General features: G+C 33.3%; 7 protein-coding genes. 1 reads left to right on the forward strand and 6 read right to left on the reverse strand.

Features of this window, described 5'->3' with window-relative positions; genetic code table 11:
* Positions 1-108 precede the first annotated feature (108 nt).
* Entirely contained in the window at positions 109-1230 is a 1122-nt protein-coding gene (locus HNQ90_RS01845; RefSeq protein WP_241678311.1) for a formylglycine-generating enzyme family protein, read from the forward strand.
* A gap of 37 nt (positions 1231-1267) precedes the next feature.
* On the opposite strand, the gene bglX is transcribed toward HNQ90_RS01845, so the two are convergent.
* From bglX to HNQ90_RS01875, 6 genes are all read right to left on the reverse strand, one after another.
* On the reverse strand, positions 1268-3583 hold the full coding sequence (gene bglX / locus HNQ90_RS01850) for a beta-glucosidase BglX (protein ID WP_144114952.1): 2316 nt from the start codon (positions 3581-3583) through the stop codon (positions 1268-1270).
* 57 nt (positions 3584-3640) lie between these two features.
* Entirely contained in the window at positions 3641-4489 is an 849-nt protein-coding gene (locus HNQ90_RS01855) for an endonuclease/exonuclease/phosphatase family protein (protein WP_144114953.1), read from the reverse strand.
* A 4-nt stretch (positions 4490-4493) separates the two neighbouring features.
* Positions 4494-6086, reverse strand: coding sequence for a glycerophosphodiester phosphodiesterase family protein (locus tag HNQ90_RS01860; RefSeq protein ID WP_172625800.1), 1593 nt, complete (start codon positions 6084-6086; stop codon positions 4494-4496).
* A gap of 101 nt (positions 6087-6187) precedes the next feature.
* Complete coding sequence (locus tag HNQ90_RS01865; RefSeq protein ID WP_144114954.1) at positions 6188-7798, reverse strand: RagB/SusD family nutrient uptake outer membrane protein; 1611 nt, start codon at positions 7796-7798, stop codon at positions 6188-6190.
* Positions 7799-7806: 8 nt separating this feature from the next.
* On the reverse strand, positions 7807-10884 hold the full coding sequence (locus HNQ90_RS01870) for a SusC/RagA family TonB-linked outer membrane protein (protein ID WP_144114955.1): 3078 nt from the start codon (positions 10882-10884) through the stop codon (positions 7807-7809).
* Positions 10885-11180: 296 nt separating this feature from the next.
* Complete coding sequence (locus HNQ90_RS01875; RefSeq protein ID WP_144114956.1) at positions 11181-13970, reverse strand: helix-turn-helix and ligand-binding sensor domain-containing protein; 2790 nt, start codon at positions 13968-13970, stop codon at positions 11181-11183.
* Positions 13971-14153 lie beyond the last annotated feature (183 nt).

Consider the following 14153-nt stretch of genomic DNA (forward strand, 5'->3'; position numbering starts at 1 on the left):
ACTGAAAAGGTAATTACTTAATGTTAAAAAAAATACTTTAAATGTATTATTTTGGGTTATAAGCCATTAAATAAATACATTTACCAATATTAATTGATAATTACAATAATGAATAAGAATAGGGGTTTAGCTGTAGTTGTGGTTTGCTTACTAGTTATGTTTTCGTGCAAAAACAAGCAAACTGAAAAGGAAGTTGACGTTGTTGATGCAGCTAAAAATATTACCAACAAAATAACTAACGAGGTAAAACAAAAGTTAATTTCTAATGCGCCTAATGGTATGGTTTGGATTCCTGGAGGTTCTTTTTTACAGGGTGCTGTAGATCAAGATGAAATGGCTATGAGTCATGAAAAACCGCAACACGCCGTATCGGTAGATGGGTTTTTTATGGATATTACAGAAGTTACCAATGCCGAATTTACAAAATTTGTTAACGAAACAAATTATATAACAGTGGCAGAACGTGAGATTGATTGGGAAGAGATGAAAAAACAACTTCCTGAAGGCACACCAAAACCACATGATAGTATTTTACAACCCGGCTCGTTAATGTTTAAAAAAACAAAAACATCGGTTCCTAATTTATATGATTTCTCACAATGGTGGCGCTGGGTAATTGGTGTAAACTGGAGACACCCTAGTGGTCCAGATAGTAATATTGAAGGTAAAGAAAACCACCCAGTAGTTCATATTAGTTTTGAAGATGCGCAAGCGTATTGTAAATGGGCAGGCAGACGCTTACCTACCGAGGCCGAATGGGAATACGCCGCAAGAGGCAAAAAAACAAGTGCTGTTTATTTTTGGGGCGATGATAGATCTACGCTTTCAAAAATGGTAAATAGTTGGGAAGGCGAGTTTCCAGTAAATAATACCTTGCAAGATGGTTTTGAAAGAACTGCACCAGTAAAAACATATCCACCAAACGATTTTGGATTATATGATATGGCAGGAAATGTTTGGGAGTTTACCACCGATTGGTATAACATTAATTACTACCAAGAACTAAAATCTAGCAATAAAGATATTTTTAATCCGCAAGGTGCCGATAAGGCTTATAACCCAAATATGCCGTACACACCAGAAAAGGTAATAAAAGGCGGTTCGTTTTTATGTAGCGATTCCTATTGTGCAAGCTACCGTGTATCTGCCAGAATGGGCACGAGTTTAGACTCGTCTGCAGAACATGTAGGGTTTAGAACGGTTGCAACTCTAGAGATGTTGGTTAAATAAAAATTAGTTATCCCTTTTTTTTGAATACCATCTCGTATTAATCTACGACTGTAAATGATGCTTTTAAGTTAGTTGTGGAGTCTCCACCTACCCAAACATTAAAATCGCCAGGTTCTACCTCCCACTTTTTATTTATGGTGTAAAACTGCAATGTTTCTGCGTTTATGGTAAAATGGATGGTTTTGGTTTCGCCAGATTTAATCATTGTTTTTTCAAAACCTTTTAGTTCTTTAATAGGGCGAGTTATACTTCCAATTAAGTCTCTAATGTAAAGTTGAATAACCTCTTCGCCATCTCTATTTCCTGTATTGGTTACATCTACTGATACTTTTATTTCTCCATTTGTTGGTATTTCTGTTTTATCAAGCATAAGGTTTTTATACTCAAAAGTTGTATAACTTAAACCATAGCCAAAAGGATACAAAGCTGTTTTGGGAGCATCTTGATAGCCGGAATATGTAACATGTTTTGGGCTTGATGGTCTTCCCGTCATTTTTTGGCTGTAGTATAAGGGTTCTTGACCAACATTATGCGGAAAGGAAACCGGTAATTTCCCGGAAGGATTGTAATCTCCAAATATTACATCGGCAATGGCATTTCCAGATTCCGAGCCTAAAAACCAGCATTCTAAAATGGAAGGTATGTGGTTTGCTGCCCAAGAAATATCCATTGGTCTTCCATTCATTAAAACAATAACCACGTTTTTATTCACTTTATAAACCGCTTTTAATAACTCATTTTGAAGTCCTAATAACCCAATATTAGTCTGACTTCTACCTTCACCAGTTTGATAGGCATTTTCACCAATAGCTAATAATACAACGTCTGCTTTTTTTGCAGCATCAACAGCGGCAGCAATTCCGGAGTTATCCGTATTGTTAAATTCTAGTGGATGTAAAAATTGGTTACTGCCTGGTTTTATGTTGGGGACTGTTAAATCAATCCCTTTTTCATAATGTATTTCAGTGTTGTTTCCTATAGCGTTTTTAATGCCTTCTAAAAGAGAAACAGCCGAATTGTTTTCTCCTTTTCCTCTCCAGTTTCCTAGGGGCGTATCCTTATCATTTGCTAAGGGGCCAATAACAGCAATGCTTTTTATGTTTTTTGATAAGGGTAATATATTGGTTTCATTTTTTAATAATACTATCGATTTTTTTGCGCCATCACGAGCAATTGCTAAATGGGCTTCCGTAAATACGTTATTTTTTTCGCGCTCTTCATTACAGTATTTATATGGATCTTTAAATAAGCCTAATTTGAATTTTACTCGTAGTACTCTTTTTACGGCATCATCTAACTGGGCTAAAGTTATTTTCTTTTCTTCTAGTAACCTTTCTAAATTGGCTTCATAGGCATACGATTCCATATCCATGTCGCTACCAGCATTCATTGCAATTTCAGAGGCATGTTTCTTGTCTTTGGCATATCCATGATTTCTCATTTCCCCAATAGAACCCCAATCTGATACTATAAATCCGTTCCAATTCCAGTCTCTTTTTAAAATATCGCGTTGTAGCACTTTGTGTCCGGTAGCAGGAATACCATCAATCTCGTTAAATGAGTTCATGAAAGTTGCAACACCAGCTTCGGCAGCTGCTTTAAAGGGTGGTAAAATGGTATTGTGTAATTCAAATTCGCCAACGTTAACGGTGTTATAGTCTCGCCCAGCTTCGGCAAAACCGTAACCTGCAAAATGCTTAGCACAGGCTGCTATGGTGTTTGTATCAGTTAGGTTGGTTCCTTGAAATCCATTAATACGTGCTACTCCAACAACTTTGTTTAAGTAAACATCTTCTCCTGCACCTTCCATGATTCTTCCCCAGCGTGCATCTCTTGAAACATCAATCATAGGAGCAAAGGTCCAGTGTATACCAGATGCGGCTGTTTCTTTAGCTGCAATTGCTGCCGTGTTTTTTATAATATCTAAATCCCAACTAGCTGTTTCACCTAAGGGGATAGGGAATATAGTTTTGTATCCATGAATTACATCATACCCAAAAATTAATGGAATTTTAAGTCGTGAATTATCCATAACAATTTTTTGAGTTTCACGAGTAGTAGCTACAGAAGCAATATTTAACATGGATCCAACTTCCCCTTTTTTTAGTTTTTCGAGTTTAAATTGGTCTGTTTTTGAAGATGATGGTCCAGTGGCATTCCATTTTCCGCTATACTGCACTAATTGACCAATTTTTTCATTTAAATGCATTAAGGCTAAAACCGAATCTACTTTTTGTTCTATAACCTTATCGCTGTTTGAAGTTGTTAAAGTATCGTTTGTACTAGATTTTTTAAGACTAGTTAGAAATATAACAAGTAATATTATGGGAATATATGATAAGATTTTTTTCATTTGAAATGTGTTAAATAGGTCTTTTAAAGCGTGTTTTAATGGTTGGTTTAGCAGAAATTATTCTAAGCTTAGCTGAACATATACCGGGAAATGATCTGAAGGGTATTTTAAATTAACGTTACTAGATAAAACACCATATCTTTTAACCCGAATTCCAGAATTTTTTGAAAGCATTATATAATCAATTCTTCGTGTTACAGGTTCTTCAAATTTAAACCCATTAAATGTTCCATTAGAACCAAAAGTTAGTTTAGCTATATTTTTGGAATCATTCATAGTTTGTTTTAAATCTTTAATTAGATCACTATTAGGTTCTACATTAAAATCACCCATAATTATAACAGGATAATTTTTAGAATTAAGTTCTTCTATTTTATTAAGAATTAATTGCATACCCTGTTTTTGAGCTTCTGCTCCTTTATGATCTAAATGTGTATTAAATACCCATATTTTTTGGTTGTTACTGAGTGTGGTAAACAGGCCGTAAGTGCAAATTCTAGGGTAGGCGGCATCCCAACCTTTAGACACTTTATTTGGTGTTTCAGATAACCAAAAGGTATTTTGCTGCTCTACTTTAATTTTTTTTGGGTTGTAGAAAATAGCTGAAAACTCTCCTTTTTCTCCACCATCGCGACCTATTCCGAAGGCTTTATAATCTATAAGAGCAGATTTTAAATCTGCCATTTGGTTAGGGCGCGCTTCTTGAACCCCTAAAATATCTGGGCTATAAAATAATATTTGCGAACTTAAAAATTGGCTTCTGTTTTTCCATGCATTTTCACCATCTGAGGCGACATCTAACCGTATGTTATAGGTCATTACACTAAGGTTTTGACTTTTAATTGCTGTTTTACAACCAGAAAAGGCTAAGGCAATTACACACAATACTTTTAAATAATTTTTCATTTTACTATATTTTTTGTTGAAAAACCCTAACGTAGTCAATTAGCATTTGTTGGGGGAAAACACTATCGTCAATACCTTTTCTTCCTCCTAACATACCGCCTACTGAAACATTTAGAATTAAATAAAACTCTTGATCAAAAGGCCATTCTGCAGTTGTTTTGCGTTCGTTTTCAATATGATTATACACAACACCATCCAATATAAAATCCATTTTTTCGGGAGTCCATTCTATTGCAAATACATGGAATGTGTCGTAAGGTTTATTTATAAAAATTTTTTTACCACGTTGGGTGCCTCTTAAATGATTGAAAGCCTTGGTGTGTATCGTTCCAAATATAGAATCTGGGTTAAAACCAACATGTTCCATAATGTCTATTTCTCCGCATTCTGGCCAGCCCACTTCTTTCCTGTTATTCCCTAACATCCATATAGCGGGCCATAAGCCAACACCTTTTGGTAGTTTAGCTTTAACTTCTATTCTGCCGTATTTCCATGAGGCTAAGTCTGTGGTGTTTAATCGTGCTGAGGTGTATTGTGCAGTATCAATTTCTGTTATATATTTTATCCAGCTTTTCTTTTTAATTTCGGGGTTGTTAAAATCTTTATTTGCTATTTTTTCTTTATGTGCTTCAATAATTAAATGCCCTTTATCAACTCTAACATTTTTTAAGCTGTCTGTATAGTATTGTTTTTCTCTATTGCTTAAAAAACCATAATCATATGCCCATTTTGTGCTATCTGGTTTGCCATTATAATTAAACTCGTCGCTCCAAACTAATTTGTAACCTTTAGTGGTTGGGCTTTGCTTTATTTTTTTAAAAGTAAGTTCTGGTTCGTCTGTGGTGATATAATCAAAATTGTTAGCTAAAAGCCAATCAATATCATCAACTTTATTGGCTACCCATGCATTTAATTCTAAATTGTTTTCTTTAGCACTAGATATCCATTCTGGATGTATTTTGTATTTGTAAACTAGGTAGTCTAATCCTGAAATTCCATCTTCTTTTAATTGGTTAGGCGATTTTGAGCCGTCTAAATACTGGGTTTTAGCATTAGGGTCTAGTTCCTTTATTTTTTTTAATATACTATAACTAAAGCTTATGTAGGATAAAATGTGGCTTTCGGCCTTAAGTTCTTTTACTAGTTTTATAGTCTGTTCTGCTATAAGCAGATTTTTTTCTTTGGTTTTTGCTGGTTTTAGTTCGCAGACCAAACCGGTGGAGTCGTTATTTTTTAGACCAGCAGCTATATATTCTTTTAGCGTTGGTAAAGTTTCTCCGTTTGAAAGTTTAAATTTTGAAAGTTCGGCATATGTAGATTCTTCAATAACTAAAGAATTGTAATCTTTATCGTGAGTTACAACAAGTACACTGTCTTCTGTTATCCGAACATCAAACTCTGAACCTGTACAGCCTAATTTTATGGCTTGTTTTAATGATGCAATGGAGTTTTGTGGTAAATGGTTTGTTTTCCACGCACCCCGGTGGGCAATTACAACATTATTGGCAAACGCTATATTCTTTTTTGAGCTCGACTTGCAAGCTAGAAGACTTATAAAAATTAATGTTGAAATACATATGTTTTTGCAAATGCTCATAAAGAAATACAGAATTATAAGTTTATAAAATATAAATAATTATAACACCTAAGGACAATTGTAGTTGCCCTTAGGTGTTTTAAATAGGGTGTTATTAGGGTTTAATAACCATCATTTTGTGGAAAATCTGGACCTAATAAATCTAAATCTATTTGAGCAATTGGCCAATTAATATAGTGTGGTTGCCAATTTGTTCTTGGGTCTTTAGTGCCTAAATTAGCAGGGAAATATTCTCCGTCGCCTGCGTAATTTGTTATTTGAAAATCTATAACATCTTGTCCCATACGTTTTAGGGTAAACCAACGCTGACCTTCAAAAGCCAATTCTCTTGCTCTTTCATCTAAAATAGTTTGCTGGTTTACAGATGTAACTGCTTTGGCACCAGCACGCGTTCTTACTGCGTTAATGTAAGGTAAAGGGTCTCCTGTAGATCTCATAATAGCTTCGGCTGCAATTAAGTACGTTTCTGCTAACCTATAAACTGTAATATTACTTCTGTTTAGATAAGAGTCTGGATTATCGTCTTCCTGGGCAAATTTTATGCATGATGGATGCATTCTTTGGTAATACCTTGCGTAATCACTGCTAGGGTTATCTAAGTCTGTTATAGGCGCATAGTCATCTAGTTCTTCGCCAATTCTGTCTCCAGAAGTATAATAATATTTAAGTCTGAAGTAAGTATCATCATCTCTAGTGTCATTAGGGTCTTCAGCTAATAGATTTAATAAATAAAGGTTAGGTAATATACGAGAGAACCCTCTACCACCTTGCTCTATGTTTGCTTCAATACCAGAAATTTGAAAATATTGTGTTACATAATTTGCATTGATCATAGTGGTGTTTCCACCGCCTAATAAATCGTCTTCAGCTTGAATTACAAATAGCGATTCTGAGTTGTTTCTATCGCCATCAAAAACAGCTGCTGTGCTGGAAACTAAGCTATGAGGCGAATCTGGACCCTCTATAACATCTAAGGCTTGGTTTTTAGCTTCAGTCCAATTACCTTGCCACATCGCTACTTTTGCTTTTACATGCTTAGCAGTGCCTTTAGTAACACGTCCAAAGGTATTTGTCCACTCTAAGTTTTTAACTGCAAAATCTAGATCGCTATTAATAAGTGTAAAAATTTCTTCTTCAGAAGATTTGTCGTTCACAACATCAAATGCATTTTCAACGGTAACGGTTTCAGTAGTTACATAAATGTTATTAAACATTCTGTATAAATAAAAATAAGAGTGTGCTCTAAAAAATTTGGCTTCTGCTAGAACTTGGTTCTTAACATCTTCATCAATTCCTTTAGCAACTTCAGCCGCATTTATAATGGCAGTAGCTTTATTAGTCATGTTATAAAAGTGTTTCCAAAATAATGAAGAAACAAAGTTCGCGCCTTGGTCTACTGGTGAAACACCTCTTTCGTATCTGCCCATTAATCCGGTATAACCTGTTCTGCTAAAAGCTAAATCGCTTCTAGAAGACATAAGTACAGCACCCATAAAATCTTCTGTACTTTTTTGATAACGATCTCTTTCAAATTTATATAGACTTACAACTCCAGATTTTAATCCTTCTTCTGTAGTATAAATATAATCTGCATCAATTGATGTGCTTGGGTTTTCTTCTAAGAAATCTTCGCAGGAAACTGCAAAAAATAATAATATAAGAAGCAATCCGGATCCTTTTAATTTTTTATAAAAACTTTCTGTATTCATCATTTCTTTTTTTAAAATTTAACTCTTACACCAAAGGTGAAACTTGTTGCATCTGGATATCCCGTATCTGCGCTTGAAAATGTAGATCTTATATTTACTTCTGGACTATAGCCTATGTAATCTGTATTTGTAAATAAGTTGGTTCCTGTTACATAGAACCTTATCATTTCTAAATCTAACTTGTCTGTTACTATTTCTGGTAACGTATACCCTAAACTTAGGGTTCTTAATCTTACGTAGGATGCATCTTTAACTGCTAAAGAATTTAAGTATAAGGGGGTAGAATCGAAATTTGCTCTTGGGTATGAATTAGATGGATTCTCTGGTGTGTAATAATCTACTTTAACACCATTAAGTTTGCCAGATATTGTTCCTCCGTTATTGAAATCGGATAAAAACGGGTTTACTTTTGTTGCGCCTTCTACAACATAAAAATCGACTAATAAATCGAAACCTTTATATTCGAAAGTTGTTGAGAATGAGCCAAACCAATCTGGGTTTTGATCGATAAATACACGATCTTCTGGAGTAATTTTTCCGTCAGGGCCAGATATTATATTACCTTCATCATCAACACCGTTAACATCTTTAATTTTAATGTCTCCAGGGCTTAAGTTGTCTTGGGTAAGTGATGACTCTGGGTTGGCTTGAGCTGCGTTTTCAAAATCGTCGCCTTCTTGCCAAATACCATCAAAAGCATATTGATAAATAACACCTACTGGCTGTCCTACGTAGTAGTTATATGTGTCATCTCGGGTTATTTCATCGCCATTACCATCTGTATATAGCTTAATAAGTTTATTTTTATTATTAGACCAGTTTGTTGAAACAGACCATTTAAAATCTTCTTTATTAATTATATTAGCTGTAAGACCTAACTCAATACCTGTGTTTTGTAATTCGCCAGCATTAAAGTATGTAAAGGTGTAACCCGTTGTAGAAGGTACTGCTCTTTTTAATAATAGGTTTTTTGTTCTTGCATCATACCAGTTAATATTACCAGTTAACACTCTTTGGAAGAGAGAAAAGTCTAAACCAATATTTGCTGTTGTAATTCTTTCAAATTCTAAATCTGGATTTGGTAAAATTGTTGAAGGTGAAAAACCGGATGCCGATTCGCTATCAAAAATATAAGGTTCTGGATCTGCTGTAAAAAGCGATGTATAAGGAATTCCTAAATCGTTTACTAAAGAACCGTAACTTAATCTTAGTTTTAATTCTTGTATAGCATCTACATTTTCTAAAAAGCTTTCATTATGCATTTTCCAAGCAAAAGAACCTGCAGGGTTGTAGCTCCATTTTTTACCTACCCCGTTTAACGATGTGCCATCTGCTCTCATGGTACCTGTAAATAAATATTTATCCATTAAGGTATAACGTGCTCTGGCCATATAGGATAGATAGTTAATTTTATCGGAATCGCGTTCTACACTAAGGTTGCCAATAGCACTTGCAATACCATTATATCCGTTGTCTTCGTTTGTAAATCCTTGACCTTCGGTAAAAGTTCTTCTTACATCATCTTCTTGTGCAGATTGTACCAGGGTAACATTAAACTTATTGTTTTCATTTATCGCTTTATCATAAGTCAAAATGTTTTCTATTAAGAATGATTCTCTTAATCTGCTATCTATACGTGCAATTCCAGAAACATCATCACCAGCAGAACTTAAAGACGATTGGTACTGTCCTCTTTCGGAAGTTCGTCTAGTCATGTTTGCTTTTAATTGATAGGTTAAGTTGTCTGTGATTTTCCATATTGGAGTAATGTTCATAACAAAGTCATTTCCTGTTTCTTCGTTATTTTGCTCACGCAAATTCCATAATGGATTTACTGCAGATAACTCTTCACCACTTGGAAAACGTGCTATACTACCATCGGGGTTATAGGCACTACCTAAAGGAGAGGTTGTTATAACGTTTACGTTTGCAGCTCTGTCTGTATTATCATTTAAAAGGTTTAAATCGAAATTAACAGAGAATTTGTCGCTTATCTTTTGATCTACATTTAAACGTAGTGTTTTTCGAGTGTAACTTGAGGATGGAATCAATCCATCTTCTTTAAAGTAATTAATACTACCAAAAACCTTAGTTAATTCTGTGCCGCCGCTAACACTTATAGCTTGACTATTAACGAAGCCGTTTCGCATTAATTCATCTTCCCAATCTACAAAATTACCATTGGCTATGTTTTCTAATTCTATATCAGAAAAAATATCTTCATCATTTGGGTAAGAGTCATCAGCTCTGTTTGTTCTTACAGCTTCACGTCTTAATTGTGTAAACTCTTCTCCGCTGTATACATCAAAATTACGCTCTATGGTTTTAGTTGTTACAAACCCATGGTAACTAACACTTACTTTGCCTGCTTTACCACGTTTAGTAGTTATTAAAACCACACCGTTAGCACCTCTTGATCCATAAATGGCTTGCGCCGATGCATCTTTTAAGAATTCTATAGATTCAATATCGTCTGAGTCTATATCCTCTATGCCATCATCTCTAATAATGCCATCAACTACATAAATAGCATTTACATTACCTTCAATAGAACCTTGTCCTCTAAAAATAATATCAGATGTTCCACCTGGTCTTAATGTACCACCGCCTACATTTACTTGAAGACCGGCAATTCTACCTCTCAACATTTCATTAACATCGGATGTTGGTGATAGTGTTGCTTTAGATAAATCGGTTATAGCCACAGCATTTACAATATCGCTTTTCTTTTGTGTACCGTAGCCTACCACTACAACTTCGTCTAGAATGTTTTCATCTTGTTCTAACAGAATAGTTATTTGGTTGGAAGTAGTTTGGGTTTCTTTTGTTTTGTACCCTACATAAGAAATAACCAATATAGTTGCGTTGTTGTTTACTGTTAATGAAAATTTCCCGTCAAAATCGGTGGATACTCCATTACTAGTTCCTTTTACAAGTACTGTTGCTCCTGGTAAAGGCATGTTATCTGATGCCGACAGCACAGTTCCTGTAATTGTTTGTTCTGATTGTGCTATTGCTCCTAATGAAACAGATAAACACAATATAAAGAACAGTACTTTAATTTTTTGATAACAAATTTTAAATTTCATAAAATGGTTGTTTTAGTTTAGTGTCAAAATTATAGTTTGATTAAATTTTTAGTCGGTATTCAAAATTAACTGTTTGTTAAAATTACCGGTAGAGACTGATAATTCAATAATTTTTAAGCCGATAAAAAACGAACATTGTATTTAAAACGTGCAGTAATTGTAAAATAATTAGCCAAAAACCCTATAAATACTATAATGTTTAAAAAACCATTAAATTTAGTTTAAGCCCATAAAAATAGAGGGTTTTAAGAGCTTGTAGTGGTAATGTCGTGGTAGATAGAGTGTCTGTAGTGTTACTAGAACTTTAAGATATAGTTAACAAGGCCGCTGTCGTGCTCTAAATCAAGTTTTTTTCTTAATCGGTAACGCTTTGTTTCAACACTTTTAACCGAAATATTTAGTAAAGGGGCCATTTCTTTTGAAGACAAATTAAGACGTAGGTAGGCGCAAAAACGTAAATCGTTTGGTGTTAAGTCTGGATGAACTTGTTTGATTTTTTCTAGAAAGTCTTTATCTGCATTGTTAAATGCCTGTTCAAAGAAAGACCAGTCTTTGGTGTCGTTTAAATTACTTTCTACAAGTTTTATGGCTTCAGCATTATTGGCATCCTTACTCTTTTTTAATTCTTTTTTAATTTTATTTAATACCCTATTCTTTTTAATAATACTCATAGTTGATATTGCCAATTCTCTATTTTTATTCTCAATATCTTGGTTTAGTTTTTCATTTTTAATTTGCATAACAGTTTGCTTGTTTTCTAACTCCTTGTTTTTAAGCATTTTGTTATAGTAGTTTTTATAAATACTATTTGTTAATAAAGCTATGGTTATTAATGCCAAAAGGTATAAGAACCATGCTAAATTAGATATATACCAAGGTTTGTTTATAGTGAAGTTATAAGACGCTATATTGTTTGATACCTTGCTTCCTACTTTAGCTTTTACTTCAAAATGATAATCTCCATATGGAAGGTTTTCGAAACTGCTTTCTGCTTTATTGGACCATTCACTCCACTTATCAATATTTCCATTCAATTTAAATTGATACTTAACATCTAAAAATTTTTCATATTCTGGTACCGAGTAGTTGAATGTTAAGATTCCATATTTATAATTGAAATCACCAGAATCTTTAAGCAAGATTTTTGTTGTAGTATCTTGATTTATATCGGTATTAGAAATTGAATTTAAATGGACTGAATAATCTTCATTATAAGTAATGTTATCTAGGTTAAGTTTTAAATATCCATTTGCTGTTCCTAAAATATAAAGATCTTGTGCTATAGTCTCAATATTTTCAAAACCTAAAGCGCCTCTTCTAAAGTAAGAGGGTATAGGAATATTAGCTATTTTAACTTTATTGGTAAGATTGTCATTATCAATAAAATTAATACTCTCTTTAGAAAACACCCATAGTTTTTTGTTTAAATCGACCACCATTTTTCCGGAAATGTACTGATTTCCCATGGCGACCTTACTTAGTGTTGAGTCTTTTTTAAAAGCTCTTAAACTATCGTAATATTTAAAAACGCCATTGTTGGACATATATAAAATATCACCTCTATAAGTTGTTAAGCTAGAGTTTTTTCCTTTTGGTAATTTTTTTTCTTTAACAACCTTAACCACTTTAGTTAAACTGTCGTTTAATTCGAGTTCAAATACGCCTTTATATTCATGATTTACCCAAATTTGGTTAGAGTCGTTAATTTCAAAATATCTAGAAGAGTTATTAAAGCCCTTTATTTTGTTTCTTAATTTCCAGTTATTATCAACTTTTTCAAGGACATAAATGCCATCATAATTTCCTTGTAGTAATACATTTTCTTGGTTTGGGACGTTTTTGAAATTCCATACTCCAAAGTGGTCGCTTATTTGTTTGGCCTTATCTTTATTTACCAAAAAGGTTCCTAAATGATGCCCACATAGCAAATCTTCATCATTATAATTATATAAACTCCAAACCTGACCAGCAGTACCTTCTATAAATTTAAAACTATCATTTACAGATCCTAGTTTACGGTAAAACAATCCTTGATTTGTACCCAAATACAAATGGTCATTAAATACTTTTGTGGCATAAACGGTTCCTAAAACACCATCATAATCTATAAAAGTTCTAATTGGCGATGTTACATTTATACAGTCTAAACCATTGTCTAAACCTGCCCAGACATTATTGTTGCTATCTTCAAATAGAGATAAAACAGTATTGTTGCTAAGTCCTTTTTTTTGATTTATAATATAATCGATTTGTCCATCTTTAGTTAGATGCAATATTCCTTTGGAAATAGTACCAAGCACAAAACTTTTATCGCTTAATTGAATTGCGCTAAACACACTTACGTTTTTCAATGTATCTATAGCTCGTATATGCCAAGGAGTTAATTTATTGGCTTCAATGATATAAAAACCAGACTTTCTAGTTAAAAGTAGTATGTTTTTATTGCTCTCAAAAATATTAATAACTCTGTCGTTTAACGCAATAGGGTCATTTACCAGTAGTTTTGGTTTGCCATCTTTAACTGTATATAACCCTTCGTTATCCACATGGTAATAAATGTGATTATCGATTTTGAAAATTTTATAAATTAAATTTTTAGAGGTTATTATTTTAAACTCTTTAGTAATTGTATTGTAAAAATAGATGTGTTTTCTAGCTTGAAAAACTACCCATTCATTATATTCAATAATATCCCAAATTTGTTCGTCAATCAATAAATTGCTATCCAGATTTGATGCCAACGATTGGTATTCTAATACTCCAAAATCATTTTTAAGCCAAAAGCCAAAATCTGAATAACAACCAGTATAAATCTTATCCTTAATAGCATTAACCGATCTAACTATAGTGTTGTTAGGGGATGGGTACACACTCCAACTGTGGCCGTTATATTCAAGAAGGCCTTTGTTATTGGCTGCGTAAATAAAATTGTCCGATCCTTGAGAAACCATCCAATTTTGGCTGTCTGCATTATAGTCTATTGGCGAAAATTTTTGAATAGGAGGTAATTCCTGTGCAATTAACGTATTAGTGTAGACTAGTAGAAAAATGAAAAAAGTAAAGGCTATTTTTAAATTATTTTTCATATAAATGGTACTCAAAAACACATATTAGATTTTTTCCTTTAATACAATTTAAGAAGTTTTAAATTGAAACTTGTATAAACCTTATAAATTATGAATCTTAAAGATGTTTTTCTTTTTTAAAATTTTGTTTAATTTATAACATAAACAGCTATAAAGTAATAAAAAAAAAGGCTATAACATTAA

It is taken from the genome of Algibacter amylolyticus, from assembly GCF_014202225.1.
GTDB classification, from domain to species: Bacteria; Bacteroidota; Bacteroidia; order Flavobacteriales; family Flavobacteriaceae; genus Algibacter_B; species Algibacter_B amylolyticus.